This window comes from Stenotrophomonas riyadhensis, from assembly GCF_040256885.1.
Classification (GTDB): domain Bacteria; phylum Pseudomonadota; class Gammaproteobacteria; order Xanthomonadales; family Xanthomonadaceae; genus Stenotrophomonas; species Stenotrophomonas riyadhensis.
In genome coordinates, this window is sequence record NZ_CP155568.1 from 3,749,520 (window position 1) to 3,775,913 (window position 26,394).

The 26,394-nt window shown below is 67.8% G+C and carries 28 protein-coding genes, 1 tRNA gene and 1 other RNA gene; 25 read left to right on the forward strand and 5 right to left on the reverse strand.

Annotation, left to right across the window (positions count from 1 at the left end; genetic code table 11):
- The first annotated feature begins 4 nt into the window (after nucleotides 1-4).
- The 7 genes from fdxH (at nucleotide 5) to selD (ending at nucleotide 7,543) form a co-directional block, all read left to right on the forward strand.
- Nucleotides 5-919 (forward strand): formate dehydrogenase subunit beta, encoded by a 915-nt coding sequence (fdxH, locus tag SriyCCGPB3_RS17330; protein WP_097049444.1) that lies wholly within the window; start codon nucleotides 5-7, stop codon nucleotides 917-919.
- Entirely contained in the window at nucleotides 916-1,563 is a 648-nt protein-coding gene (locus SriyCCGPB3_RS17335) for a formate dehydrogenase subunit gamma (protein ID WP_164119395.1), read from the forward strand. The genes fdxH and SriyCCGPB3_RS17335 overlap by 4 nt, the downstream gene beginning before the upstream one ends.
- Nucleotides 1,564-1,952: 389 nt before the next feature.
- A complete protein-coding gene (fdhE, locus tag SriyCCGPB3_RS17340) occupies nucleotides 1,953-2,936 on the forward strand; it encodes a formate dehydrogenase accessory protein FdhE (RefSeq protein WP_350259561.1) in 984 nt (327 codons plus the stop codon).
- Nucleotides 2,937-2,940: 4 nt separating this feature from the next.
- Entirely contained in the window at nucleotides 2,941-4,365 is a 1,425-nt protein-coding gene (gene selA / locus SriyCCGPB3_RS17345; RefSeq protein WP_350259562.1) for an L-seryl-tRNA(Sec) selenium transferase, read from the forward strand.
- Nucleotides 4,362-6,317, forward strand: a complete 1,956-nt coding sequence (gene selB, locus SriyCCGPB3_RS17350; RefSeq protein ID WP_350259563.1) for a selenocysteine-specific translation elongation factor — start codon at nucleotides 4,362-4,364, stop codon at nucleotides 6,315-6,317. Before selA ends, selB begins: the two co-directional genes overlap by 4 nt.
- Nucleotides 6,318-6,341: 24 nt before the next feature.
- Nucleotides 6,342-6,437, forward strand: a tRNA-Sec gene (locus SriyCCGPB3_RS17355).
- A gap of 26 nt (nucleotides 6,438-6,463) precedes the next feature.
- Nucleotides 6,464-7,543, forward strand: a complete 1,080-nt coding sequence (selD, locus tag SriyCCGPB3_RS17360) for a selenide, water dikinase SelD (RefSeq protein ID WP_153854447.1) — start codon at nucleotides 6,464-6,466, stop codon at nucleotides 7,541-7,543.
- A gap of 57 nt (nucleotides 7,544-7,600) precedes the next feature.
- On the opposite strand, the gene SriyCCGPB3_RS17365 is transcribed toward selD, so the two are convergent.
- Nucleotides 7,601-8,461 carry a YicC/YloC family endoribonuclease gene (locus SriyCCGPB3_RS17365; RefSeq protein ID WP_164161107.1) on the reverse strand — a complete coding sequence of 287 codons (861 nt, stop codon included), beginning with the start codon at nucleotides 8,459-8,461 and terminating at the stop codon, nucleotides 7,601-7,603.
- Nucleotides 8,462-8,585: 124 nt separating this feature from the next.
- Between SriyCCGPB3_RS17365 and rph the strand changes: the two genes are divergently transcribed.
- The 7 genes from rph to pepQ all read left to right on the forward strand — a co-directional run bounded on the left by rph (nucleotide 8,586) and on the right by pepQ (nucleotide 15,832).
- Nucleotides 8,586-9,311 carry a ribonuclease PH gene (gene rph / locus SriyCCGPB3_RS17370; RefSeq protein ID WP_049426699.1) on the forward strand — a complete coding sequence of 242 codons (726 nt, stop codon included), beginning with the start codon at nucleotides 8,586-8,588 and terminating at the stop codon, nucleotides 9,309-9,311.
- Nucleotides 9,308-9,697 carry a VOC family protein gene (locus tag SriyCCGPB3_RS17375; RefSeq protein ID WP_350259564.1) on the forward strand — a complete coding sequence of 130 codons (390 nt, stop codon included), beginning with the start codon at nucleotides 9,308-9,310 and terminating at the stop codon, nucleotides 9,695-9,697. The genes rph and SriyCCGPB3_RS17375 overlap by 4 nt, the downstream gene beginning before the upstream one ends.
- Nucleotides 9,694-10,290, forward strand: coding sequence for an RdgB/HAM1 family non-canonical purine NTP pyrophosphatase (gene rdgB, locus SriyCCGPB3_RS17380; protein WP_014038346.1), 597 nt, complete (start codon nucleotides 9,694-9,696; stop codon nucleotides 10,288-10,290). The genes SriyCCGPB3_RS17375 and rdgB overlap by 4 nt, the downstream gene beginning before the upstream one ends.
- A 56-nt stretch (nucleotides 10,291-10,346) precedes the next feature.
- A complete protein-coding gene (gene hemW / locus SriyCCGPB3_RS17385) occupies nucleotides 10,347-11,573 on the forward strand; it encodes a radical SAM family heme chaperone HemW (protein WP_164161113.1) in 1,227 nt (408 codons plus the stop codon).
- A gap of 201 nt (nucleotides 11,574-11,774) precedes the next feature.
- Nucleotides 11,775-14,054, forward strand: a complete 2,280-nt coding sequence (locus SriyCCGPB3_RS17390) for a DUF1631 family protein (RefSeq protein WP_164161114.1) — start codon at nucleotides 11,775-11,777, stop codon at nucleotides 14,052-14,054.
- Nucleotides 14,051-14,425, forward strand: a complete 375-nt coding sequence (locus tag SriyCCGPB3_RS17395) for a PilZ domain-containing protein (protein WP_097049436.1) — start codon at nucleotides 14,051-14,053, stop codon at nucleotides 14,423-14,425. The genes SriyCCGPB3_RS17390 and SriyCCGPB3_RS17395 overlap by 4 nt, the downstream gene beginning before the upstream one ends.
- A gap of 75 nt (nucleotides 14,426-14,500) precedes the next feature.
- A complete protein-coding gene (pepQ, locus tag SriyCCGPB3_RS17400) occupies nucleotides 14,501-15,832 on the forward strand; it encodes a Xaa-Pro dipeptidase (protein WP_164161116.1) in 1,332 nt (443 codons plus the stop codon).
- An 820-nt stretch (nucleotides 15,833-16,652) separates the two neighbouring features.
- Here the strand turns inward: pepQ and SriyCCGPB3_RS17405 are convergent.
- Both SriyCCGPB3_RS17405 and SriyCCGPB3_RS17410 read right to left on the reverse strand, forming a co-directional pair.
- Entirely contained in the window at nucleotides 16,653-17,975 is a 1,323-nt protein-coding gene (locus SriyCCGPB3_RS17405; RefSeq protein WP_088028469.1) for an aminopeptidase P N-terminal domain-containing protein, read from the reverse strand.
- Nucleotides 17,976-17,980: 5 nt separating this feature from the next.
- Nucleotides 17,981-18,529: a YecA family protein gene (locus SriyCCGPB3_RS17410; RefSeq protein ID WP_032128368.1), complete on the reverse strand. Its 549-nt coding sequence runs from the start codon at nucleotides 18,527-18,529 to the stop codon at nucleotides 17,981-17,983.
- A gap of 153 nt (nucleotides 18,530-18,682) precedes the next feature.
- Between SriyCCGPB3_RS17410 and SriyCCGPB3_RS17415 the strand changes: the two genes are divergently transcribed.
- The 8 genes from SriyCCGPB3_RS17415 to SriyCCGPB3_RS17450 all read left to right on the forward strand — a co-directional run bounded on the left by SriyCCGPB3_RS17415 (nucleotide 18,683) and on the right by SriyCCGPB3_RS17450 (nucleotide 22,832).
- Complete coding sequence (locus SriyCCGPB3_RS17415; RefSeq protein WP_005410898.1) at nucleotides 18,683-18,904, forward strand: TIGR02449 family protein; 222 nt, start codon at nucleotides 18,683-18,685, stop codon at nucleotides 18,902-18,904.
- Nucleotides 18,901-19,197, forward strand: a complete 297-nt coding sequence (locus tag SriyCCGPB3_RS17420; RefSeq protein ID WP_005410899.1) for a cell division protein ZapA — start codon at nucleotides 18,901-18,903, stop codon at nucleotides 19,195-19,197. The genes SriyCCGPB3_RS17415 and SriyCCGPB3_RS17420 overlap by 4 nt, the downstream gene beginning before the upstream one ends.
- 152 nt (nucleotides 19,198-19,349) lie before the next feature.
- Nucleotides 19,350-19,535: non-coding RNA, 6S RNA (gene ssrS, locus SriyCCGPB3_RS17425), on the forward strand.
- 83 nt (nucleotides 19,536-19,618) lie between these two features.
- Nucleotides 19,619-20,212 (forward strand): 5-formyltetrahydrofolate cyclo-ligase, encoded by a 594-nt coding sequence (locus SriyCCGPB3_RS17430; RefSeq protein ID WP_110713499.1) that lies wholly within the window; start codon nucleotides 19,619-19,621, stop codon nucleotides 20,210-20,212.
- Nucleotides 20,209-20,688: an EVE domain-containing protein gene (locus tag SriyCCGPB3_RS17435; protein WP_032128370.1), complete on the forward strand. Its 480-nt coding sequence runs from the start codon at nucleotides 20,209-20,211 to the stop codon at nucleotides 20,686-20,688. The genes SriyCCGPB3_RS17430 and SriyCCGPB3_RS17435 overlap by 4 nt, the downstream gene beginning before the upstream one ends.
- 22 nt (nucleotides 20,689-20,710) lie before the next feature.
- Entirely contained in the window at nucleotides 20,711-21,358 is a 648-nt protein-coding gene (rpiA, locus tag SriyCCGPB3_RS17440) for a ribose-5-phosphate isomerase RpiA (protein WP_006389802.1), read from the forward strand.
- Nucleotides 21,359-21,379: 21 nt separating this feature from the next.
- Nucleotides 21,380-21,826, forward strand: coding sequence for a DUF192 domain-containing protein (locus SriyCCGPB3_RS17445; protein ID WP_110713503.1), 447 nt, complete (start codon nucleotides 21,380-21,382; stop codon nucleotides 21,824-21,826).
- 160 nt (nucleotides 21,827-21,986) lie between these two features.
- Nucleotides 21,987-22,832, forward strand: coding sequence for a SirB1 family protein (locus tag SriyCCGPB3_RS17450; protein ID WP_110713505.1), 846 nt, complete (start codon nucleotides 21,987-21,989; stop codon nucleotides 22,830-22,832).
- A 59-nt stretch (nucleotides 22,833-22,891) separates the two neighbouring features.
- Here the strand turns inward: SriyCCGPB3_RS17450 and SriyCCGPB3_RS17455 are convergent, their stop codons facing one another.
- Nucleotides 22,892-23,116 (reverse strand): rubredoxin, encoded by a 225-nt coding sequence (locus SriyCCGPB3_RS17455; RefSeq protein ID WP_014038358.1) that lies wholly within the window; start codon nucleotides 23,114-23,116, stop codon nucleotides 22,892-22,894.
- A 34-nt stretch (nucleotides 23,117-23,150) separates the two neighbouring features.
- Here SriyCCGPB3_RS17455 and thiE point away from each other — a divergent pair, with 34 nt between their 5' ends.
- Complete coding sequence (thiE, locus tag SriyCCGPB3_RS17460) at nucleotides 23,151-23,777, forward strand: thiamine phosphate synthase (protein ID WP_180854327.1); 627 nt, start codon at nucleotides 23,151-23,153, stop codon at nucleotides 23,775-23,777.
- Nucleotides 23,778-23,793: 16 nt separating this feature from the next.
- Nucleotides 23,794-25,083, forward strand: a complete 1,290-nt coding sequence (gene hemL / locus SriyCCGPB3_RS17465; protein WP_180854328.1) for a glutamate-1-semialdehyde 2,1-aminomutase — start codon at nucleotides 23,794-23,796, stop codon at nucleotides 25,081-25,083.
- A 105-nt stretch (nucleotides 25,084-25,188) separates the two neighbouring features.
- Here the strand turns inward: hemL and azu are convergent, their stop codons facing one another.
- Nucleotides 25,189-25,638 (reverse strand): azurin, encoded by a 450-nt coding sequence (azu, locus tag SriyCCGPB3_RS17470; RefSeq protein ID WP_164161125.1) that lies wholly within the window; start codon nucleotides 25,636-25,638, stop codon nucleotides 25,189-25,191.
- 123 nt (nucleotides 25,639-25,761) lie between these two features.
- On the opposite strand from azu, the gene SriyCCGPB3_RS17475 reads away from it, so the two are divergent.
- Nucleotides 25,762-26,364 carry an HAD-IA family hydrolase gene (locus SriyCCGPB3_RS17475; RefSeq protein WP_164161127.1) on the forward strand — a complete coding sequence of 201 codons (603 nt, stop codon included), beginning with the start codon at nucleotides 25,762-25,764 and terminating at the stop codon, nucleotides 26,362-26,364.
- Nucleotides 26,365-26,394 lie beyond the last annotated feature (30 nt).

Below are 26,394 nucleotides of genomic sequence, written 5' to 3' on the forward strand. Positions count from 1 at the left end.
CGCCATGTCACTGCAATCCCTGGACATCATCCGCCGCTCGGCCACGACCACGCCCTCGCCGGAGGCGCGCGGTGCGCACACCGGCCAGGTCGCCAAGCTGATCGATGTGAGCAAGTGCATCGGCTGCAAGGCCTGCCAGGTCGCCTGCATGGAGTGGAACGACCTGCGCGACGAGGTCGGCAGCTGCGTTGGCAGCTACGACAACCCGCCCGACCTGAGCGAACAGTCGTGGACGGTGATGAAGTTCCGCGAGTACGAGGACGAGAAGGGCAAGCTGGAGTGGCTGATCCGCAAGGAAGGCTGCATGCACTGCAGCGATCCGGGCTGCCTGAAGGCCTGCCCGTCGCCGGGCGCGATCATCCAGTACGCCAACGGCATCGTCGACTTCCAGGAAGAGAACTGCATCGGCTGCGGCTACTGCGTGACCGGTTGCCCGTTCGACGTGCCGCGCATTTCCAAGAAGGACCACAAGGCCTACAAGTGCACGCTGTGTTCGGACCGGGTGGCGGTGGGCCAGGAACCGGCCTGCGTGAAGACCTGCCCGACCGGTGCGATCACCTTCGGCAGCAAGCAGGCGATGACCGAGCATGCCGCCGGCCGCGTGGAGGACCTGAAATCGCGTGGCTACGAGAACGCCGGCCTGTACGACCCGCAGGGCGTCGGCGGCACCCATGTGATGTACGTGCTGCAGCACGTGGACAAGCCCGAGCTGTACGCCGACCTGCCCAAGGACCCGCGCATCAGCCCGATGGTGGAAGTGTGGAAGGGCGTGGCCAAGCCGCTGGGCGTGCTGGCGATCGCCGCCACGGCCTTCGCCGGCTTCCTGCATTACATCGGCATCGGCCGCAACACGGTGGACGAGGAAGAGGAAGAACACGCCGAGCGTGAGGCCGAGAAGATCGAGGAGGACCGGTCATGAGCCGCGCCCCGCGCCCCCGCGAGATCATCCGCTACCGTGCGCCGACCCGCATCAACCACTGGATCGTGGCGATCTGCTTCGTGCTGACCGCGCTGTCCGGGCTGGCGCTGTTCCACCCTGCCCTGTTCCCGCTGACCCAGCTGTTCGGTGGCGGGCCGTGGACGCGCATCCTGCATCCGTTCATCGGCCTGGCCATGGTGATCGGCTTTGCGCTGCTGGCGCTGCGGATGTGGCGTGACAACTTCCTCAGCGCCGATGACCGCGCGTGGATGCGCGGCATGCGCGATGTACTGCGCAACGAGGATGAGAAGCTGCCACCGGTGGGCCGCTTCAATGCCGGCCAGAAGCTGCTGTTCTGGGCCATCATCGGTTGCCTGTCGGCGCTGCTGCTGACCGGCTTCGTGATCTGGCGGCAGTACTTCAGCCACTTCTTCCCGATCGGGGTGATCCGCTTCTCGGTGCTTGCCCATGCGCTGTTCGGCTGGGTACTGGTCTGCGCGATCGTGGTGCACATCTATGCAGCGATCTGGATCAAGGGCTCGGTGCGGGCGATGACCCAGGGCAAGGTGACCTACGGGTGGGCGTACAAGCATCACCGGCAGTGGTTCCGGGACATCCTGCGCGGGCGGCGGGAACAGGGTTAGCGGCAGGGCCTGCGGCCCTGCACCCGCTTCAAGCCAAGGCAACAGCAACAGCGGCTATCCGTGGGATGGCGGGGTGGGTCCGGTTGCGGGGGACGCCGTAAACCCTTCCATGGGGGCTTGGCCGCGGCATCCATGCCGCGGACACCCCCGCAACCGGACCCACCCCGCCTTCGACAGGTTCCTGCGATCTGTCGGGACGGCGTTCTGCGTTGCTGTTGGTGGGTGTCGACCTTGGTCGACACAATGAACACGGTAACAACCGATGGGGTCAGATCCGTTTTCCTATGGAAAACGGATCTGACCCCAACCATTTCAAATGGCCCGCAGTGCGCTGGACGGCAGCGCTGACAACGGCGAGGATGGAGGCTGGTTCTTCTGGCTGGCCCTGCATGGCGCAACGCATCCTTGAACCCGGTGAGATCGAGACGCTGGCCTCGCGCGATGTTCCGCGCATCATCCTGCCCGATACCGCGTCGCTGTTTGCCGGACGTGCGGACCGGCTGCGCAGTCTGGCGGGACACAGTGCCATCGGTGGTTACCTGCAGCTTCTGGCGGCGTTGGCCGATGCGCAGCAGGCGCTGCTGGAGGATCTGACACCGCCGCAACGCGAGGAACTTCAGGCACAGGCGCGTGCACAGCAGTCGAGTGCGGCGGCCGGCGCCGGGATGCCGTTGCGGCCGGCCAACACGCTTCAGCTGGATGGCTGTTGGCGCGGCTGGCTGCGCACGCTATGCCAGCACTGCGCTGAAGAAGCCGGGCTGCCGGCGGAAACCCGGCTGGAACTGCAGCGCGTTGCCGCTGCCGATGACGCGTGGCTGGATGCACAAGCGCATGCGGTGCTGGAACGTGATGACGCGCCGTCGGTGGATGCGGTGGCTGCGCTGCTGGTGATGAACGCGCTGCAGGTCTACTGGGCGGTACTGGCGGACAGCTTCCGCCCCACCGACCTGAAGCCGCTGGCCGATGCACCGGGGCTGTGCCCGCTGTGCGGCACCCTGCCGGTGGTCAGCGTGGTGCAGGCGCGGCCGCCCTATGCGTCCTACCGCTACCTGTCGTGCTCACTGTGTGCCTGCCAGTGGCACTACGTGCGCGTGCAGTGCAGCCAGTGTGGCACCGCCGGCAAGGACATCGCCTACCGCGCCCTGGCCGATGTGGATGGCGACAGCGGCGAGGCTGTGCGCGAGAGCGCGGTCCGTGCCGAGACCTGCGACCACTGCCACAGCTACCGCAAGATCCTGTATCTGGAAAAAGACCCGTCACTGGAACCGGTGGCCGACGACCTCGGCACGCTGGCGCTGGACCTGCTGCTGGGCGAGGAAGGGTATGCGCGCGCCAGCCAGAATCCGCTGCTGTGGCAGTCCGACAGCGAGTGAGGCGATGACAGGCACGCCCCCCACCCCGGCATCGGCCGCTGCCCTGCCCTCGCTGGACCGGCTGCTGCGCCTGCCGGCCCTGGGAGCACTGATCGAGGGCCACGGCCGCAGCCGTATCACCCAGCTGCTGCGTTCGCACCTGCAGGTGCTGCGCGACCGTATCAGCGCCGGCCAGCTCTCGGCCACGCAGCTGCAGGAAGCGGTTGACGGCCCGGCGCTGGTGGCAGCAGTCGAGGTCGCACTGGCCGCTGACGCACGGCTGGATCTGCAGCCGATGTTCAACCTGACCGGCACCGTGCTGCACACCAATCTTGGCCGCGCATTGCTGCCCGATGCCGCCGTGCACGCGGTCACCCGCGCGATGACCGCACCGGTGGATCTGGAGTTCGACGTCAGCCGCGGCCGTCGCGGCGACCGCGATGCACGGGTGCAGGCATTGATCTGCGAACTGACCGGCGCAGAAGCCGCCACCGTGGTCAACAACAATGCCGCGGCGGTCCTGCTGCTGCTCAACAGCCTGGCCAACCGCCGCGACGTGGTGGTGTCACGCGGCGAGCTGGTGGAGATCGGTGGCGCCTTCCGCATTCCCGACGTGATGCGCAGTGCCGGTGCGCGGCTGCTGGAAGTCGGCACCACCAACCGTACCCATCCGGCTGACTTCGCCAATGCCATCGGCGCGCGCACCGCGCTGCTGATGGAGGTGCACGCCAGCAACTACGCGATCACCGGCTTCACCGCCAAGGTCGACACCGCGGCGATGGCCGCGATCGCGCACGAGCATGGCCTGCCGCTGGTGGTGGACCTGGGCAGTGGCAGCCTGTGTGATCTGGCGGCCTTCGGCCTGCCGCACGAGCCCACCGTGCAGGAAACGCTGGCGGCCGGCGCTGACCTGGTGTCGTTCAGTGGCGACAAGCTGCTGGGCGGGCCGCAGGCCGGCATCATCGCCGGCCGCGCCGACCTGATCGCGCGGATCAACCGCAACCCGCTGAAGCGGGCACTGCGCATGGACAAGATGGGCCTGGCCGCACTGGAAGCGGTGCTGGCCCTGTACCGCGAACCGGAGCTGCTGGCACAGCGGCTGCCGACCCTGCGCACCCTGTCACGCACGCAGGAGGACCTCGACGTGCAGGCTCAGCGCCTGCTGCAGCCGATGCGTTCCGTGCTCGCGGCCGACTACGATATTGAACGGTCACCAATGCAGAGCCAGATCGGCAGCGGCGCCCAGCCACAGGCGCAGCTGGCCAGCGCCGGACTGCGCATTACCAGCGCGCGCCGTGGCGGACTGGATCGCCTGGCCAAGCGCCTGCGTCAACTGCCGCGCCCGGTATTGGGCCGTATCACTGACGATGCCTTGTGGCTGGACCTGCGCTGCCTGGAACCGGCCGACGAAGCCGACTTCCTCGCCCAGTGGAGCACGCTGCAGGCATGATCGTCGGCACCGCCGGGCATATCGACCATGGCAAAACCCGCCTGGTACGCGCACTGACCGGCATCGAAACCGATCGCCTGCAGGAAGAGCGAACGCGCGGTATATCGATCGAACTGGGCTACGCCTATGTCCCGGTGGAAAGCAGGGACGTCGAAGGCCCCGCCGCGACGCTGGGTTTCGTCGACGTGCCAGGCCATGAGCGCTTCGTGCATACGATGGTGGCCGGCGCCACGGGTATCGATGTCGCTCTGCTGGTGATCGCTGCCGACGACGGCGTGATGCCACAGACCCGCGAGCATCTGGCGATCCTGCAGCTGCTGGGCGTGGATCGTGGTGCGGTGGCCCTGACCAAGATCGACCGTGTGGATGCGGCGCGCCTCGCCCGGGTCGAGATCGAGATTGCCGCGCTGCTGGCCGCGACACCGCTGCAGGATTCCCCTCTGTTCGCCTGCAACAGCACCGCACCCGACGATGCCGGCATCAGCGCACTGCGTACCCAGCTGCACGCGTGGGCGGCGGACGATGCCAGCACACGCCAGGCCGAACTGCGCAGCGAACTGTTCCGCATGCCGGTGGACCGCGTGTTCTCGCTGGCCGGCCACGGCACGCTGGTGACCGGCGCGGTGCATGGCGGCATCGCGGCGGTGGGTGAGCATCTGCAGCTGATGCCGGCCGCCACCGACGTGCGCGTGCGCAGCATCCACGCGCAGAACCAGGCCAGCGAGCACGCGATGGCAGGGCAACGCTGCGCGCTGAACCTGGCCGCCATCGCCCGCGACGACATCCACCGGGGCGACTGGATCGCCGATCCACGCGCGCTGCTGGCCACCACCCGCGTTGATGTGCGGCTGCGGCTTTCCGCACTGGCGCCGCCACTGCGCGACTGGTCACCGCTGCACATCCACTGGGGCACGATGCACCGGCAGGCGCATATGGTGCTGCTGGAAGACCACGACCACGACCACGACCACGACCACGACCACGGCGATGGTCAGTTGGTGCAGCTGGTGTTCGATGCACCGGTCTGCGCGATGTGTGGCGATCGTTTCATCGCCCGTGATTCAGCGGCCACCCACACACTGGGCGGTGGCGTCGTGCTCGATCCGGATCCTCCGCAGCGGCGTCGGCGCAGTCCTGCACGGCTGGCCTGGCTGGCGGCACTGGAGCAGCTGGCGGCCGGTGCCGGTGTTGTCCCGCTGCTGCAGCAGGCACCTGCCGGCATTCCCCTCACTGCGCTGCAACGCTATTGCCGACGCGCCGCCGACCGCATCGACCTGCCCGAGGACGCGCGACGCATCGCGACCCGCGATGACACAGTGATCATCCTCGCACCGCACTGGCAGGCACTGCGCGAGCAGGTGATCACCTCGCTGCGCGGCTGGCACGAGCGACGCCCGGACGAACCCGGTGTCGACAGCGGGCGCCTGCAGCGCAGTACCCTGCCCTCGCTTGCAGCGAGCCTCTGGAATGCGCTGCTGCAGGACCTGCTGGCCGATGGCACGCTGCAGCGCGTGGGCGCGTGGTGGCGCCTGCCCGGCCATGACCATGTGCCACCGGAACGCGAACGTCTCCTGCTGGAACGCGTGCTGCCGCAACTGCACGCCGGTGGCTTCGATCCACCGTGGGTGCGCACCCTGGCCGCCGACGTCGGTCTGGCCGAAGATGAGGTCCGCGCGGTCCTGCGCCGCGCCGCCGCACGTGGTGAACTGTTCCAGGTGGTGCCGGACCTGTTCTATGCGCCGGCCCGCATCGCCGAGCTGGCCGCGATTGTCGCGCAGCTGTCACAGGCCACCGGCACGGTGGATGCGGCGGCCTTCCGCGATGCCATCGGCCTGGGCCGCAAACGCAGCATCCAGATCTTGGAGTTCTTCAATCGCGTTGGCTACACTCGACGCGTCGGTGACCAGCATCGGCCGCGCGGCGACCTGCAGTGGAACGCAGCCCGCGACTGAGCCCACCGGTACCGCCGTACTTTCGGAAGGCATGCGCATCCGGGCATGCGGCTGGGCTTCAAACCCAGTAGGGGGCGTCGATCGTTCCCTGGTAGGTTCGACTCCTGCTGCCTTCCGCCATTCGTGTTTCCGCAGGAGATGTCGGCATGGCCACGCACGCGCAGTCCCCCGCTCCTTCAACGGCTGATGCCCCGCAACGACTGACGTCTCTCGCGCATGGCGGTGGCTGCGGCTGCAAGATCGCGCCCGGCGTGCTGACCGAACTGCTGCGTGGCGTTCCAGCGCTTCCGGCACCGGCCGAGCTGCTGGTCGGCCGCGAGACCAGCGACGACGCCGCGGTGTATCGCCTCGATGACCGGCAGGCAATCGTCGCCACCACCGACTTCTTCATGCCGATTGTCGACGACCCGTTCGACTTCGGCCGCATCGCCGCCACCAATGCGCTGTCGGACCTGTACGCGATGGGCGCGCGGCCATTGTTCGCGCTGGCCATCGTCGGCATGCCGATCAACACGCTGCCGCAGGACACCATCCGCGGCATCCTGCAGGGCGGCGAACGCGCCTGCGCTGATGCCGGCATCGTGGTGGCTGGTGGCCACAGCATCGATTCGGTGGAACCCATCTATGGCCTGGCCGCGATCGGCGTGCTCGATCCGCAACGCCTCAAGCGCAATGCCGATGCCCGCGCCGGCGATGTGCTGGTGCTGGGCAAGCCGTTGGGCGTGGGCGTGTATTCGTCAGCACTGAAGAAGGAAGTGCTGGACGCCGACGGGTACCGGCAGATGATCGAGTCGACCACGCGCCTGAACACTGTCGGCGTGCCACTGGCTGCGCTGGACGGCGTGCACGCGATGACCGACGTCACCGGTTTCGGCCTGCTGGGCCACCTGCTGGAAGTGTGCCGGGCCAGTGGGGTGGCTGCCGAGGTGGACAGTACCCAGGTGCCGCTGCTGCCGCAGACCTTGGACCTGCTGCAACGCGGCTGCGTAACCGGCGCCTCCAACCGCAACTGGGCCTCGTATGGCGCCGAGGTGCGCTTCGCCGAGGGCTTGGCCGCCCACTGGCAGCCACTGCTGACCGACCCGCAGACCAGCGGCGGCCTGCTGGTGTCCTGTGCGCCGGAAGCGGTGGATGCGGTGCTGGCCTGCTTCCACGACGCCGGGTTCGGCCAGGCGGCCGTGGTGGGACGGTTGGGCGAGGGAACGCCGGGCGTCAGCGTCCGCTGAGGCGCTGGAACGGCAAGGGCGCCCGAAGGCGCCCCTGCTGTAGCGCTGGATGCAGCATCACTCGATGTTCTGCACCTGTTCGCGGATCTGGTCGATCAGCACCTTCAGCTCCACCGCGGCATTGGAGGTGCGGCTGTCCACCGACTTCGAGCCCAGCGTGTTCGCTTCGCGATTGAACTCCTGCAGCAGGAAGTCCAGGCGACGGCCGACCGGCTCGCGCTGCTTGAGCACGCGGCGGATCTCGACGATATGGCTGCCAAGACGGTCCAGTTCTTCATCCACGTCCAGCTTCTGCAGCCACAGCACCAGTTCCTGCTCGGCGCGGCCGGGGTCGACCGGGTGCGGCAGGTCGGCCAGGCGTGCGGCCAGCTTGGCGCGCTGGCCGTCGCGAATGGCCGGAATCAGCGTGCGGACGTCGGTGGCGATACGCTCGATGCCGTCCACGCGCTCGCTGATGGCCGCGGACAACTTGCCGCCTTCGCGCTCACGGGCCTCGACGAAGCCGTCCAGCACCTGGTCCAGCAGGACCAGTGCCTCGACCTGCAGGGCGGCGGCATCGGTGGCCTCGCCGCGGGTCACGCCCGGCAGCTGCAGCAGGTCGGTGAAACTGACCTGCAGGTTGGGGAAATCGGAGGTCAGACGGTGCGCCAGGCGGCCCAGCTGGCCCAGCAGGGCCTCGTCCACCTGCAGGTTGGCGGCCGCTTCCGGCGCGCGCAGGCGCATCACCAGATCCAGCTTGCCGCGGCTCAGGCGCGCGGCGATACGCTCGCGCAGCTGCGGCTCGAGCGCCCGCAGTTCCTCGGGCAGGCGGGTGCCGACCTCCAGGAAGCGGTGGTTGACCGAGCGCAGCTCGCAGCCCAGCGTGCCCCACGGGGTGACCCGCTCGCCGCCGGCGTAGGCGGTCATGCTTCGAATCATGGATTGTGTCCGGTGCGTGCAAAGGGGGAATGGTACCCTAGCGCCCTCACCAGAGCCCCCTTGCCCGCCCCGTGAAGGCCGCGGGCGTGGCGGCGTACTCCCACGCCATTACGGAACCCGCACCATGTCCGATTCCCGCCCCAGCGGCCGCCAGCCCGACCAGCTCCGCCCGGTCGTCATCCAACGCGGCTTCACCCGCCACGCCGAAGGTTCGGTGCTGGTGTGCTTCGGTGAAACCCGTGTGCTGTGCACCGCCAGCGTCGAGAACCGCGTGCCGGGCTTCCTGCGCGGCAAGGGCGAAGGCTGGGTGACCGCCGAATACGGCATGCTGCCGCGCGCCACCCACACCCGCAGCGACCGTGAAGCCGCCCGTGGCAAGCAAGGCGGCCGCACGCTGGAGATCCAGCGCCTGATCGGCCGCAGCCTGCGTGCCTGCGTGGACCGCAACGCGCTGGGCGAACGCACCATCACCCTCGACTGCGACGTGCTGCAGGCCGACGGCGGCACCCGCACCGCCGCCATCACCGGCGCCTACGTGGCCCTGGTCGATGCGGTGAACGTGCTGATGAAGCGCGGCGACATCAAGCGCAACCCGATCCTGGGCGCGGTGGCAGCGGTGTCGGTGGGCGTGTACCGCGGCACCCCGGTGCTGGACCTGGACTACGCTGAAGACAGCGACTGCGACACCGACATGAACGTGGTGATGAACGACGGCGGCGGCTTCATCGAACTGCAGGGCACCGCCGAAGGCCATGCCTTCCGTCGTGACGAACTGGATGCGCTGCTGGGCCTGGCCGAAAAGGGCGTGGCCGAACTGCTGGCCGCACAGCAGGCAGCGCTGTCGGCATGAACCGGCGCCTTGCCCTGACCACCCTGGTGGTGGCCGACTATGACGAAGCCATTGCCTGGTACACCGGCAAGCTCGGCTTCGCACTGCTGGAGGACATCGACCAGGGCCACAAGCGCTGGGTGGTGGTGGGGCCGACCGACGGCAGCGCTGCCGCCCTGCTGCTGGCCCGTGCCAGCGACGAGGAACAGCGCAGCCGCATCGGCAACCAGACCGGTGGCCGCGTCGCCTTCTTCCTCAACACCGATGACTTCCACCGCGACCACACGGCGATGCTGGCCGCCGGGGTCGAGTTCCTGGAAGCGCCGCGCGAAGAACCCTATGCAACGGTCGCGGTGTTCCGCGATCTGTATGGCAACACCTGGGACCTGCTGGAGCCCCGTCAATGAAGAAACTGGTACTGGCCAGCCACAACGCCGGCAAGCTGGTGGAGATGCAGGAGATCCTCGCCGACCTGCCGCTGCAGATCACCTCGGCCGCCGAGCTGGGCCTTGGCGACGTGGAAGAGACCGGCCTGACCTTCGTCGAGAACGCACTGCTGAAGGCGCGCGCGGCCTGCGAAGCGACCGGCCTGCCGGCGCTGGCCGATGATTCGGGCCTGATCGTCGATGCCCTCGGCGGCGCACCCGGCCTGTACAGCGCGCGCTATGCCGGCCACCCGACCAACGCCGCAGCCAACAACGCCAAGCTGCTGGAGGCGATGGCCGACGTTCCCGATGGCCAGCGCGGTGCCCGCTTCTATGCGGTGATCGTGCTGCTGCGCCACGCCACCGACCCGCAGCCACTGATCTGCGAAGGTCGCTGGGAAGGGCAGATCATCCGTGAACTGCGCGGCACGAATGGTTTCGGCTACAACCCGGTGTTCCTGGACACCACCCACGGCCTGACTGCCGCGGAGATGGAGCCGGCCCTGAAAAACGCCATCAGCCACCGTGCCATTGCCCTGCAACAGCTCAAGCAGCAGCTGGCGACGCTGTACTGACGCCACCCGATCGAACCAGGGAAGCCGGCCAGCGGCCGGCACTACCGAAGAAGCCCATGCCGCACGCCCACGACCACTGCAACCACCTGCCCGGCGAAGCCTGCTCCGCTGACCACGACAGCCCGCCGCGACTGGTGCCACCACCGCTGTCGCTGTACGTGCACCTGCCGTGGTGCGTGCGCAAGTGCCCGTACTGCGATTTCAATTCGCACCAGGCCAAGGGCGAACTGCCGTTCGACGCCTACATCGATGCGCTGCTGCGCGATCTCGACCAGGACCTGCCGCTGGTCTGGGGCCGGGTGGTGCACAGCGTGTTCTTCGGTGGCGGCACACCCAGCCTGTTCCCGCCGGAAGCAATCGACCGTTTCCTGCAACAGGCCAGCGCACGCCTGCGCTTCGCACCCAACGCCGAAATCACCCTGGAAACCAACCCGGGCACGGCCGAGCATGGCCGTTTCGACCGCTACCGCGCGGCCGGCGTGAACCGCCTCAGCTTCGGCATCCAGAGTTTCGACGATGCGATGCTCAAGCGCCTGGGCCGCATCCACGACAGTGGCGAAGCCGAGCGCGCGGTGAAGATGGCGCAGGACGCGGGCTACGACAACTTCAACATCGACCTGATGTACGCGCTGCCGGAACAGACCCTGGCCGGCGCCGAGGCCGATCTGGAGCGCGCGTTCGCACTGCAGCCGGCGCATATCTCGCACTACCAGCTGACCCTGGAACCGAACACGGTGTTCTTCGCGCGGCCGCCGCAGGGCATTCCCGATGAAGACAATGCCTGGGACATGCAGGAACACTGCCAGGCCCTGCTGGCGCAGGCCGGTTTCGGCCAGTACGAGGTGAGCGCCTACGCACGCCCTGGCCGGCAGAGCGCGCACAACCTGAACTACTGGCGTTTCGGCGACTACCTGGGCATCGGTGCCGGCGCGCACGGCAAGATCAGTTCGGGTGCCGAGGAACACGTGCTGCGACGCTGGAAGCTGAAGCATCCGCAGGCTTATCTGGACAGCGCGGGTACCCCGGCCTCGTTCGGCGGTGACGATGTGATCGCGCCTGAGCGCCTGCCCTTCGAGTACATGCTGAATCTGCTGCGCCTGCATGAAGGCTTCGGCCTGCGCGATTTCGAGTCGCGCACCGGGCTGCCGCGCCGCGTGCTCGATGCACCGCTGGCCGAGGCCGTGCAGCGCGGCTGGCTGGAGGTGACGGATGGCCATGTGCAGCCGACCGAGCTGGGCCGCCGATTCACCAACGATGTGGTGAGCCTGTTCCTGGAGGAGTGATCCTCGCCTGACAGGGGGTAGTGCCGGCCGCTGGCCGGCAGCTCGATCGGCGCGGATTGCCGGCCAGCGGCCGGCACTACCGTTCATCGGTCGGGCCATGCCTGGCGAATGGGATGCACATTCACCCTAAAGTAGCGCCGACTGCGGCCGACACGGTAGATTCACAAGATCGATCCGCGGGAATCCGGGTACCGCCTGCCGATGTCAGCTGTCTTCTCCATTACCTCTGCCGACAAAGCCCGCCTGGCTGCCAGCAACCTGCCACCGCGGGTGCGTGAGCTGCTGGGCGCCTTGATCGGCCTGTGCCGGCAGACGCTGGCCGCCCCTCTGATCCTGACCGTCGAAGCGCTGGAACAGACGCTGCTGCACGACGCCGATCGCGCGCGCAATCCACAGCTGCAGGCCGAACTGATGGCCCAGCGCGGCCAACTGCATGCCTTTTCCGGCCATTTCGCCGACCGCATGCTCGATGCCGTGGCCGATGCACTGATACGGCTGCGCGAACCCGCCACCGGCGCCAGCGTCGGTGCCACGCCCCCGCCGTTGCCCGGCATGCTCGGGCTGTCGCTGGTCGATGAACATGAAGTGGACCGCGACCTGCTGCTGACCGAGATGATCCGGCGCGAGACGCTGCGCTCGACCAACACACTGAACCTGCTGGGCCAACGCCTGGGCGTGCTGGCCGCGGCACCGGCCTTCGAGGCCGATACCCTGCCACTGGCACCGCAGGCACTGTGCGCGATGCTGCGCCGGATCGCCGAACAGGATGCGCTCAGCGTCGAAGTCCAGTTAGCGCTGTATCGCAGCTTCGAACGCCAGGTGCTGGAACGCCTGGGCGACATCCTCGACCGCGCCAATGCTCTGCTGGCCCAGCACGGCGTGCTGCCCGGCCTGGTCTACACCCCCTACCTGGCGCGCTCGTCGAGCACGCGGCGGATCATCACCCAGTCGGTGGGCGGAGGACGTGCCACCCAGCCGGCAAAGCGCGCTGCGGCGCCACTGACCGGCTGGAACGGATCGGCACCCGCCGGTTCCTGGTCGAGCCTGGTGCAGGACGCCTTCCAGGATGGCGGCGCAACCGGCGCGGCCCTCCCGGGCCTGACCACCGCCACCGGCAGCGCGCTGCATGAGCTGCTGCAGCAGGCACGCCATGCCAGCGCAGCCCCTGCGGACCGCGATGCCGTGCCGAGCGCGGCAGTGGATGCGGTGCTCGCACGCCTGCAGGCCCAGTCCAGCTCGGCCACCGGCGTTGCCGACCTGCAGGCCGCCGTCGTGGCGCAGCTGCGCAGCGAGCACGGTACGCAGGCGCAGCTGGGCAGCCACGACCGTGACAACCTCGACCTGCTGCGCATGCTGATGCAGCAGGTGCAGCAGCAACAGCGCCCCGACCCGGTGCCGGCCGCCCTGCTGGCGCGCCTGCAGGTGCCCTTGGCACGTGCGGCAATGGCCGATCCGGGCTTCTTCGTACGCGACGAGCACCCGGCGCGCGAGCTGCTCAACCAGATTGCCGAAGTCGGCGCCAACTGGCTGGGCGACGATGACGTCGACCCACAGCTGCTGCAGCGCATGGCGCAGAGCGTGCAGGGCCTGCTGGGCCAGGACGCACGGACGCCGGAGGCTTTCGCCACCGCCAATGAAGACGTGCAGCAGCACCAGCGTGCCGCGGCGCATCGCGCCGAGCTGGCCGAGCGCCGCCATGTCGAGGCTGCGCGCGGCAAGGAGCGGCTGGAACTGGCCCGGCGCCAGGCCAGCGCACAGATCGACCAGTGCTGCGACATGCAGGAACCGCCGCGCTTCGTGCAGACCCTGCTGCGCCAGGCCTGGGCCGACGCCCTGACCCTCACCCGCCTGCGCCATGGCGACGACTCACCGCAGTGGCAGGAACGCCTGCAGCAGACCCAGCGCATCGCTGCCATCACCGCGCAGGCCGTCGATGCCCCCGGTGGCACCGATGCCGCACTTGCTGCCGATGTCGAGGCCGCCCTGCTGCAGGTCGGCTACCACGCCGAGGAAGCCGCCGCCGTCGCGCGCAGGCTGGCCACGCCCGGCGGCGAGGACGAAAGCACCTCGCGTACCGAACTCAGTGCCCGCCTGAAGGCGCGTGCACGCCTGGGCGAACACGCCGGCACGCCCACCGGCACGGCGCCTGCAACACCCCGCAACAGTGCCGAAGAAGCCGCCTACCAGCAGCTGTCAACGCTGCCGTTCGGCAGCTGGTTCGACATCGATACCGGTGATGGCACGCTGCGCCGCCAGCGCCTGTCCTGGTACAGCCTGCTGACCGGCCACGCCCTGTTCGTCAATCCGCGCGGGCAGAAGATCGCCGAGACCGACCTGGATACGCTGGCCCGGCAGATCAGCGCCGGCCGTGCGCAGCTGGTCACCGAAGACAAGGCCCGGCTGGTCGACCGCGCCTGGGAAGCCAGCCTTGGCGCATTGCGTGCGCTGGCGGCCGGCCACACGCAGGAGACCTCCGCATGAACACCCAGCCGCCACAGGACACCCGTCGCGCACCGCGCCGCCAGGTCTCGGACCTGGTCCCGGTCACCGACCAGATGCGCGAATGCGTGGTCGGCCGTCTCGGCAATGTTTCCGAAACCGGCATGCTGATGCTGGCCAGTGCGCCGCTGCGTGAGGACGCGCTGTACCAGCTGCGCTTCCCGCTGCCACTGGGTGATGGCCGCCAGCAGGACATCGATGTGGGCGTGCACCTGCTGTGGAGCGAGCCCGCACATGCACCCGGCCAGAGCTGGACCGGCTTCCGATTCCTCACCCTGTCGCGCGAACATCGGCAGCTGCTGCGCCAGTGGGTGGGCGAGGACAGCGACGAGGGACCGGTTTCGACGGCCTGAGTGCCGGTTCCGGCACAGCGGTTTTTCGCGGTATGCGGCAGAATCTAGGGCCGTTTTCCGTGTCGAGCCACCGCAATGATCCAGCAAGACCCCGGCGCCCTGTATTCCGACCACCTGGCCGTGCTGTGCCGACGCGCCGAACAGGCGCTGGACCGCGGCGGCTTCGATCACCTGGTGGTGCCCAGCGGCACCCTGCACTACCAGGTGTTCGACGATCGCGACTACCCGTATGCGGTGAATCCGCAGTTCAAGGCCTGGCTGCCGCTGACCCGCGTGCCCAACAGCTGGATCGTGTTCACCCCCGGCAAGCGTCCGGCGGTGATCTTCCACCAGCCCTTCGATTACTGGCACGTGGTACCGGACGCCCCCAGCGGCTGGTGGGTGGAGCACTTCGACATCCACATCATCCGCAAGCCCGAAGAGGCGCTGGCGCTGCTGCCGGCCGACCCGTCGCGCTGCGCGATCCTCGGCGAGCCGCAGAGCGCGCTGGGCAACTACGTGCCGAACAACCCGGCACCGGTGGTGAACTACCTGGAGTGGCATCGCGGCAGCAAGACGCCGTATGAAATCGCGCTGATGCGTCAGGCGCAGGTGCTGGGCGTGCGCGGCCACCGCGCCGCCGAGGCCGCGTTCCGCAACGGCGCCGACGAGTTCAGCATCCACATGGCCTACTGCCAGGCCGTTGGCCAGGACGCCAACGAGTTGCCCTACGGCAACATCGTGGCGCTGAACGAACATGCCGCCGTGCTGCATTACACCGAGCTGGGCCGCAAGGCACCGCAGCCGCTGCGCAGCTTCCTGATCGATGCCGGTGCCAGCGCGCACGGCTACGCCAGCGACATCACCCGCACCTACGCCGCGCAAGGCCACGACGAGTTCGCCGCGATGATCGCCGCCGTCGATGCGGCCCAGCAGCAGATGTGCGCAGCGGTGCGCCCGGGCTTTGACTACAAGCAGCTGCACGTGGATGCACATCTTTCACTGATGGGCGTGCTGAAGGACTTCGGCGTGATCAAGGTCTCGCCACAGACTGCAGTGGAAACCGGCGTCAGCGCCGCGTTCTTCCCGCATGGCATCGGCCACCTGATCGGCCTGCAGGTGCACGACGTGGCCGGTTTCGCGGCCAGCGACGAGGGTGGCCGCATCGAGCGCCCGGCGGGCCACCCGTACCTGCGCCTGACCCGCGTGCTGGAACCGGGCATGGTGGTGACCATCGAACCGGGCCTGTACTTCATCGACATGCTGTTGAATGAAGTGAAGGATGCCGGCCATGGCGATGCGATCAACTGGGACCGCGTGGATTTCTTCCGTCCGTATGGCGGCATCCGCATCGAAGACGAAGTGCTGTGCACCGAGGGCGAAGCGGACAACCTGACGCGGCCGGAGTTTGCGGTGGCGAACGGCTGAGTCGCTCGTGGTTGGATGCTGAAGTCAAAAGCCGCGCTTGGCGGGGCGGGTGGGCCATGCAGGGGACGCTGCAAGTACGTCCCTGTAAGCTCGATGGCGCCATCCATGGCGCCAACGCCCCTGCATGGCCCACCCGCCCCACCTCTGACAGTTTTCTGCGCGCGTCCAACCACGGAAAAGAACAAAGAAAAGCAAAAGCGGGTCGCTCGCTGCGCTTGCTCTGTGTCGACCAAGGTCGACACCTACCAACAGCCGCGCGTTCCAACGGCCGCAGTGGCCAGTAGATCCACGCCATGCGTGGATGATTCATTCGATATCTGACAGATGTGCCGACCAACGGTCGGCACCCACCAACAGCCCCGTCAGCCTGTCGAAGGCGGGGCACTGTGGGCTTGCGGGGTGTGAGCGGCATGGATGCCGCGACCAAGCCCCGATGGATAGGTTCACGGCGCCTCCGCGAACCCACCCCGCCCGGCCTTTGACAGTTTCCTGCGCGCGTCCAACCGCGGAAAAGAACAAAGAAAAGCAAAAGCGGGTCGCTCGCTGCGCTCGCTCTGTGTCGACCAAGGTCGACACCTACCAATCATCGTTCGTTCCAACAACCGCCGTTACCAACAGCCGCAGGAATCTGTCAGAGGTGGGGCGGTGTGGGTGGGCAGGACCGTTGGCGCCATGGATGGCGCCATCGAGCCCCCACGGATGGGTTTACGGCGCGTCCTGACCACCCACACCGCCCCGCCATCCCACGGAATGCCGCTCTGGCTTTGGCAGTTGCCGTTGATTGCAGCAGGTGCAGGGCTGCAAGCCCTGCCGAAACCCCTTACCCCGCCATCACCGCTTCAATCTCGTCGGCGCTGCGCGCCAGGCCTTCGGTCAGCACGCGATGGCCGTCATCGGTGATCAGCACATCGTCTTCGGTGCGGATACCAATACCGCGCCAGCGCGGTTCCACCGTCGTGTCGTCCACGCCGACATACAGCCCCGGCTCGATGGTGAACGCCATGCCCGGCTCCAGCAGGCGCGAATCGCCCGCCAGGCGGTAATCGCCCACGTCGTGCACGTCCAGCCCGATCCAGTGCCCGGTCTTGTGCCGGTAGAAGCGCTGGTACAGGCCTTCGGACAGGTTCTTTTCCAGCGTGCCCTTCAGCAGCCCCAGCCGCAGCAGGCCTTCGGTCAGGGTCTGCACCGCAGCCAGGTGGCCGGCCTCGTACGGCACGCCCGGCTTGGCCTGGGCCAGTGCCGCGGCCTGCGCGTCACCGACCAGGTCGTGCAGCGCGCGCTGCTCGGCGCTGAAGCGGCCATTCACCGGGAACGTGCGGGTGATGTCGCTGGCATAGCCGCGGTATTCGGCGCCGGCGTCGATCAGCACCAGCTCGCCATCACGCGAACGGGCGTTGTTGTCGCGGTAATGCAGGATGCAGCCGTTGCGGCCGGCACCGACGATGCTGCAGTAGGCCGGCACGGCATCGTTGGCGCGGAACACGCGTTCCAGTTCGGCCTGCAGTTCGTATTCGTGGATGCCGGCCTTCGCCGCTTTCATCGCCGCCAGATGTGCACGCACGCTGATCTGCGCGGCGTGGTGCATCAGCGCCACTTCAGCACCGGACTTGAACAGGCGCTGCTCGTGCAGCAGGTGACCCAGCTCCAGGAACTCATGCGGCGGCTGCGCGCCGTGGCGCACCTGCGAACGCACGCGGTTGACCCAGCCGATCAGCTTCAGGTCGAAATCGGCGTCGCGGCCGAAGTGGTAGTAGACGCGCGAACGACCTTCCAGCAGGCCTGGCAGGATGTCGTCCAGATCGTCGATCGGGTACGCATCGTCCATCCCGTACTGCGCCACCGCACCTTCCTGGCCGGCGCGGCTGCCATCCCAGGCCTCGCGTTCGGCATCGCGCTCGCGGCAGAACAGGATGGCCTCGCCGTGGCGGCGGCCCGGGATCAGCACCAGCACCGCCTCCGGTTCCGGGAAGCCGCTCAGGTACTGGAAGTCCGAATCCTGCCGGAACGGGTAATGGGTATCGAGGCTGCGCACCTTCTCGGCGGCGGCGGGAAGCACCAGGATCGCGTCTTCGCCGGCCATGTCCATCAGCTGGCGGCGGCGACGCTTGTATTCGCCGGCCGCGATGCCGGTGCGCTGCTTGATGTCCATCAGTTCAGGCGCTGCCGATGGCGCGAGGCCAGCACCACGTCACCGTGCAGCAGCAGTACCGCCACGCGGATGAATTCCTCGATCTCCGACAGGGCTTCGTCGTCATCGTCACCACCCGCCTCGAAATCCTCGCTGGAGGCACGCGCCAGGCTGGCCATGTCGGTCAGCGCTTCTTCGCCCTCTTCGGACAGGGTCGGACGGCGGCCGCCGCTGCCCAGGCCGAAGCCGCCCAGGAAGGAACGGGTCCAGCTGAACATGGCATCGGCCTGCGCGGACACGTCGTCGCCGTCGGTCAGCAGCAGTTCGAAGGCGAAATCGCGGTCTTCCAGTTGCTTGATGGTGACCTGCAGCAGCTGCCCCAGCACGCTGTCGGCGGCCACCGGCGGCAGGTTGTCGTCGGCCAGCACACGCGCCGGCCAATCATTGCCGGGGGCACCGCCGGCGGCCAGCCAGCCGCACAGTGCGCCGTGCAGCTCGGCAGCGGTGGCGCCCAGGCCCAGTTCCTGGCTGGCGCGGGTAACGTCGTCGACGGAGGGAAGTTCGGTCATCGTGCGGCTCGTTCGGAAAGGAAACCCGGGGCGCGCACGCGCGCGCCCGTGAGACCCGGTAGTGTAGCAACCCGACGGCATCCGCTCTGCGACCGTCAGGCCTTGCTGCGACAACGCTTGACCGCCCTTACCCGGCTTGCCTATCGTGCCCGCATGGAACCCGCCGATCCCCTTGCCCAGCTGCAGGACTTCGCTGCCCGCGTGGAAGCGTTGCTTGAACGCAACCAGCGCCTGGCCGAGGAGAACCGCAGCCTGCGCCACCAGCAGGAACAGCTGGTGGCCGAGCGTTCCACGCTGCTGGCCAAGAACGAGCAGGCACGCTCGCGGGTGGAAGCAATGATCAGCCGGCTCAAATCCCTGGAGCAGCACACATGAGCGCCGAACCGGTCAGTGTCCGCATCCTCGATCGTGAATACACCGTGGGTGTCGGCGGCGATGAACGCGACAGCCTGATGGCGGCCGCGCGCCTGCTCGATGCGCGCATGCGCGAAATCCGCGGCAGCAACCGCATGGCTGCGGTCGACCGCGTCGCCGTGCTGGCGGCGTTGAACCTGGCCCACGAACTGCAGTTGCTGCGCGATGAGAACGCCCGCCAGGCGGTGGCGCTGCAGCAGACGCTGGCCGACCTGAACCGGCGCCTGGACCGCGCGATCGACGGCACCCCGTAGAAGAGGGGACGGAGGGAATCAAGGCGCATTCGCCCCTTCCGTGCTGGAAACGTCTTAATCCCCTCCGTCCCCTTTTCTCATATCTGAATTGGCACGGACTGTTGCCGACGAACGGCCTATCCAGATCCTGCGTGCTGGCTATAATGGCCACGCGTTCTCTGCGGTACTCGACGGCATGTGCAAACATTCGCCTTGTCCCTTAAGAACGACACCGGGAGCGCGACAGCGCCGGGAGTGCAGGTCCGCCTTGTAGCGGGAAGCCCGATGGTTCTCCAGCGTTCCCACTTGAGCCCCCGGGTTCAAGGTCGTTTCGCATGCATCGACATTGCGGAGAATGCAATATTCCAGCAAGGGCGGCGTCTTCGGGCGTCGCCCTTGTTCTTTCCGGCACAATGGCGACTGATCCTTGCCGCACGCTGCCATGACCGACCCGCGCCAGGCCCTGCGCCACGACCTGCGGCAACGCCGCCGCGACCTTTCCGCCGCTGAGCGCATCGCCGCCGCTGAATCGCTTGCCGATGCCCTGCTGGCCCTCCCATTCGCCCCGCGCGAAGGCGCCGTGGCCGGCTACTGGGCGCTGGATGGCGAAATCGCCCTGCACCGCTGGCAGCTGCAACTGCCCGAAGGACTCACCTACTGCCTGCCAGTGCTGGCTGGCGAGGTGCTGCGCTTCGCGCCGTGGCGGCCCGGGCAGCCGCTGACCAGCAACCGCTATGGCATTCCCGAGCCGGACGTAGCCGTGGAAGACACCCTGGAACCGGCGCAGATGGCGTTGGTCGTGACCCCGCTGGTGGGCTTCGACACACAGTGCCGGCGGCTGGGCATGGGGGGCGGCTGGTATGATCGCAGCTTCGCCTTCCGCCACGACCGGCCGGCGCCGCCCTGGCTGGTCGGTGCTGCATTCGCGGTGCAGCAGGTCGAGTCCTTGCCGGTGGCGTCGTGGGACGTACCGGTGGATGCGATCTGCACCGAAGACGGCACCCTGCTCCCCTCCGCTGCCCCCGTGAACGCATGACCGCCCGCAAGCGCTACTGGCTGATGAAGTCCGAACCGGACGCCTTCTCCATCGATGACCTGGCCAAGGTCAAGGTCGAACCCTGGAACGGGGTGCGCAACTACCAGGCGCGCAATTTCATGCGCGATGGCATGCAGGTGGGCGACGGCATCCTGTTCTACCACTCCAATACCAAGGTGCCCGGCATCGTCGGCCTGGCCACGGTGGCCAGCCCGGCCTATCCGGACGACACCCAGTTCGACCCGAAATCCGACTACCACGACCCCAAGAGCACGCGCGAGAACCCGCGCTGGATGCTGGTGGACGTGGCCTTCGACCGCAAGCTCAAGCAGGTGATCGCGCTGGACGAGATCAAGCTGCACGCCGAAGAACTTGGCGAGGGCTTCCCGCTGGTTGCCAAGGGCAACCGCCTGTCGGTGTTCCCGGTGACGGCTGCGCAGTGGAAGCTGCTGCTGTCGCTGGAAAAGAAATCCTGATTCCCTGCCTGAGAGTTCTCCCATGTCCGAAGCCAAGCGCCTGGCCGCCGAGAAAGCCATCGAGTACGTAGAAGACGGCATGATCGTCGGTGTCGGCACCGGTTCCACCGTCGCCTATTTCATCGATGCCCTGGCCCGCATCCAGCACCGCATCAAGGGTGCCGTGTCCAGCTCCGAGCAGAGCACCGCGCGCCTGAAGCAGCATGGCATCGAAGTGATCGAGCTGAACCACAGCGGCAACCTGTCACTGTACGTGGACGGCGCCGATGAGTGCGATGCCAACAAGTGCCTGATCAAGGGCGGCGGCGCCGCGCTGACCCGCGAGAAGATCATCGCCGAGGCCAGCGAGCGCTTCATCTGCATCGTCGACCCGAGCAAGCAGGTGCCGGTGCTGGGCAAGTTCCCGCTGCCGGTGGAAGTGATCCCGATGGCGCGCAGCCTGGTCGCCCGCCAGATCCGCGACATGACCGGCGGCCAGCCGACCTGGCGCGAAGGCGTGGTCACCGACAACGGCAACCAGATCCTGGACATCCACAACCTGCAGATCACCGATCCGGAAAAGCTGGAGCGCGAGCTCAACCAGCTGCCGGGCGTGGTCTGCGTCGGCCTGTTCGCGCGCCGTCGCGCCGATGTGGTGATCGTCGGCGGCGAGCCGCCGGTCGTGCTCTGACCCTTCCGAAGGATCCTGACGATGTCGCTGTTGCGTTCGCTGCTGATGCTTCCGCTGCTGGCCCTGACCGGCTGTGCCACCGACGCGGCCCGCCACTGGGTCGAGCTGGATGGCGCCCGCTACCAGGTTGAGCTGGCCACCAACGATGAAACCCGCGCGCGCGGGCTGATGTTCCGCGACCAGATGTCGGCCGACCACGGCATGCTGTTCATCCACGACCGCGAAGAAATGCAGGCGTACTGGATGAAGAACACCAAGATCGCACTGGACATCCTGTACTTCGACAGCCAGCGCAAGCTGGTCAGCCAGCAGCGCGATGTGCCGCCGTGCTCGGCCGGCGACATGTGCCCGCCCTACCCCAGCGGCGGCCCGGCGCGCTATGTGCTGGAGCTCAACGCCGGCCAGGCCGAGAAGCTCAAGCTGAAGGACGGAACCCAGCTGACCTTCGGCCCGGGCATCGAGAAGTAAACGATGCGACCGGCCAGCGGCCGGCACCCGCGGTAGTGCCGGCCGCTGGCCGGCAACCCTGCAGGGGTCAGATCCCTTTCGCACGCGAAAGGGATCTGACCCCTGAATTTTTCACGCGGCACCGCTTGAAACCGCCTGCGAATGACGCCAGTCTGTGGTCATGCAGGACCAGATCTCACTCCCCGACTGGGATGCACTGGCCGACCTCGAAGACGAGGCGCTGCCACTGTTGCCGACCGCGCTGCTGATCGCGCGCGATGAATACCCCGATCTGCAGCCGTCCACCTACGACGCGCTGATCCAGAGCCATGTCGACCACCTCCGTTCGGAAGTGGACAGCATCGACAACAGCCCGTTGAAGATGGCGGCGATCAACCGCCACCTGTTCGACGAACTGGGCTACAGCGGCGACCACGACGAGTACTACGACCCGCGCAACAGCTACCTCAACCAGGTATTCGAGCGCCGCCTGGGCAACCCGATCTCGCTGGCACTGGTGCAGATGGAAGTCGCGCGCCGGCTGGGCATTCCGCTCGACGGCGTGTCCTTCCCTGGCCACTTCCTGGTGCGCCTGCCGGTGGACGACGGTGTGCTGGTGATGGACCCGTTCAATGGCGGCCGCCCGCTGGACGTGGACGAACTGCGCGAGCGGGCCAAGTCACACCTGGGCGGGCAGATGCCCGACGACCAGGTGCTGGCGCAGATCCTCGACCCGGCGCCAGCGCGCGCGATCCTGATGCGCATGCTGCGCAACCTGCACGGCGTGTATGCCGAAGCAGGCGAATGGGACCGCGCTGCACGCAGTGCCGACCGCCTGCTGAAACTGGCCCCCGAGCAGGACGACGCGCTGCGCGACCGCGGCCTGGCCTACCTGCAGCTGGAGTACCTGGCCGGCGCCCGCCACGACCTGGGGCAGTACCTGAAGCGCAATCCCGAGGCCAGCGATGCGCAGTGGCTGCGCGAGAAGCTGATCGACCTCGGCGGGCCGATGCCGCGGCTGCATTGAGGGTGTCCGGTGTGTGGACCAACGGTCCACACCCACAGAAGGGCCTGCAGGCCCCGCCATCAATCGACCTCGACCATCTCGAAATCAGCCTTGGTCACCCCGCAGTCCGGGCAGGTCCAGGTCTCGGGAATGTCCTCCCAGCGCGTCCCCGGCGCGATGCCCTCCTCCGGCAAGCCTTCCGCTTCGCTGTAAAGGAAGCCGCAGACCACGCACATCCAAGTGCGCAAGGTGGTGGGGGTGGCATCGCTCATCGGATAATCAGGGCTGGATTCACGGGCCGCCATTGTCCCATCGCGGTCCACTCACCGGTAGCCATCGATGACTTCTGCTTCCCCGGCGCCCCGCGGCGTCTACCTGATCACCCCGGACGAGCCCGATACCGCACGCCTGCTGGCCCGCACCGCGCCGCTGCTGGCCACGGGCGCCACCTGGCTGCAGTACCGCAACAAGACCGCCAGCGGCGCGCTGCGGCGGGAGCAGGCCACCGCCCTGCAGGCGCTGTGCGCGGAACACCGCGTGCCGCTGATCGTCAACGACGACCCGGTGCTGGCCAAGACGGTCGGCGCCGCCGGCGTGCATCTGGGCGGCACCGACTGTGACATCCCCAACGCGCGCGCGCTGCTTGGTGCCGAGGCCATCATCGGCGCCTCCTGCTACGACCAGCTGGCCAATGCCGAGCAGGCCGTGGCCGCCGGCGCCAGCTACGTGGCCTTCGGCGCGTTCTTCCCGACCACCACCAAGATCACCACCAGCCGCGCCCATACCGACCTGCTGCGGCAAAGCGCCGCACTGGGCGTGCCGCGGGTGGCGATCGGCGGCCTGACGCCGGACAATGTCGGTCCCATCATCGACGCCGGCGCCGATCTGGTCGCCGTGGTCAGCAGCGTGTTCGCCGCCGAAGACCCGGTCGCGGTCCAGCGCGCCTACCTCGCCCAGTTCGCGTAATGCCCAGGAAATCCGCATGAACCACGACCAGTCCCACGCCCTGTTCTCCCGCGCCCAGCAGCTGCTGCCGGGCGGCGTCAATTCGCCGGTACGCGCGTTCAAGTCGGTCGGTGGCGAACCGTTCTTCGTCGAGCGTGCCGACGGCGCCTACCTGTACGACGTCGACGGCAACTGCTACATCGACTATGTCGGTTCCTGGGGCCCGATGATCGTCGGCCACAACCATCCGGCCGTGCGCCAGGCGGTGAAGAAGGCGATCGACAACGGCCTGTCGTTCGGCGCGCCGTGCGCGGCCGAAGTGACCATGGCCGAGACCATCACCCGACTGGTGCCGTCATGCGAGATGGTGCGCATGGTCAACTCCGGCACCGAAGCCACGCTGTCGGCGATCCGCCTGGCGCGCGGCGCCACCGGCCGCAACCGCATCGTCAAGTTCGAAGGCTGCTACCACGGCCACGGTGACTCGTTCCTGGTCAAGGCCGGCAGCGGCATGCTGACCCTGGGCGTGCCGACCTCGCCGGGCGTCCCGGCCGGCCTGAGCGAACTGACCCTGACCCTGCCCTACAACGACTTCGAAGCGGCCACTGCACTGTTCGAGCAGCAGGGCGATGACATCGCCGGCCTGATCATCGAGCCGGTGGTCGGCAACGCCAACTGCATTCCGCCACGCGAAGGCTACCTGCAGCACCTGCGCGACCTGTGCACGAAGCATGGCGCGCTGCTGATCTTCGACGAAGTGATGACCGGCTTCCGCGTTGCCCTTGGCGGTGCACAGGCGCACTACGGCATCACCCCGGACCTGACCACCTTCGGCAAGATCATCGGCGGTGGCATGCCGGTGGGCGCCTACGGCGGCCGTCGCGAGCTGATGCAGCAGATCGCACCAGCCGGCCCGATCTACCAGGCCGGTACGCTGAGCGGCAACCCGGTGGCGATGGCCGCTGGCCTGGCGATGCTGGAGCTGATCCAGCAACCGGGTTTCCACGCCGATCTGGCCGAGCGCACCGCGCGCCTGTGTGCCGGCCTGGAGGCGGCCGCCGCCGAAGCCGGCGTAGCCGTAACCACCACCCGCGTGGGCGCAATGTTCGGCCTGTTCTTCACCAGTGAGAAGGTGGAGACCTATGCGCAGGCCACCGCCTGTGACATTCCGGCGTTCAATCGCTTCTTCCACGCGATGCTGGAGCAGGGCGTGTTCCTGGCACCGTCGGCGTACGAAGCCGGCTTCCTGTCCAGCGCCCACGACGATGCGGTGATCGAGGCCACCCTCGCCGCTGCACGCGTGGCGTTCAAGGCCGCCAAGGGCTGATCCCGCTCTGGTGGGTGCCAACCTTGGTTGGCACTGTTGCATCTGGTAGGTGCCAACCTTGGTTGGCACGGAGCAGTCGAGCATGGCTCGACTCTACAGGCGGCATCAACCGAACACGAATTTGCCCTTCATCATCGCGAAGTGGCCGGGGAACGAGCAGAAGAAGGTGTAGTCGCCACCCTTCTGCAGGCCCTGGGTGGAAAAGCGCACGCGCGTGGTCTCGCCGCCGCCGATCACCTTGGTGTGCGCCAGCACGCGCTTGTCGGCCTTCGGCAGGTAGCTGTCGGCCAGGGTCATGCGCATGCCGGCCATCGCTACCGGCTGGTAATCTGCGCTGCGGGTCAGTACCCAGTTGTGGCCCATCGCGGTAGTGGCCAGCTTGCCGGTGTGGCGCAGGGTCAGATCCACGGCGGTGCAGTCGGCCGCCACCTTGATCTCGCGGCTGCTGAAGCTCATCTGGTCGGTGCTGTCGATGCTGACCGCACATACCCGCGCCATCGCCGACGGCGCAAGCATCAGCGCGCCCAGTCCCACTGCCACCATCCAAGCCTTCATCGTTGCATCTCCTGCGGATCTAGGCGCCATTCTAGGCAGGCCCCTGCGGCGCCGTCTGCGACCGTCTGTCGCATGCCCACTCCAGGGTTTCCCGCGTGTTCACTGCAATGGCATGCTCGACCAATGCGGATCGACCTGTTGCTGCTGGATGTGGATGGCGTTCTGGTGCAGTACCAGCGCACGCAGCGTGTGCTGCACCTGGCGGAGGCGCTGGATGTCGCGCCGGAAACCGTGCAGGCCGCACTGTACGACAGCGGGCTGGAAGCGGCGCATGACAATGGCACGCTGGATGGCCCGGCCTATCTGGCGCAGCTGAGCAAACAGCTGGGCCGCACCGTTGATGTGCACACCTGGATCGCGGCGCGACAGGCCGCCAGCCATCCACAGCCGGCCGTGCTGCAGCGGCTGCAGACACTGCAGCTGCCGATGGCGGTGCTGACCAACAATGGCGCACTGATGCAGCAGGCCTTGCCCACCCTGCTACCGGAACTGTTCCCTGCCCTGCAGGGCCGCGTGTTCTGCAGCGCGGATTTCGGTCTGCGCAAACCGGCGCCTGCGGTATTCCTGCGTACGCTGGAAGCGCTCGGCGTGGCACCTGCGCGCACGCTGTTCGTCGATGACCTGTTCGCCAACGTGCGCGGCGCACGCGCCGCCGGCCTGCACGCGGAAACCGTGCGCGATGGCCGGGGATTGGGCAAGGTGTTGAAGCGTTACGCGGTGAGCTGATCGGGGTCAGAGCCCTCTCCGCAGGAGAGG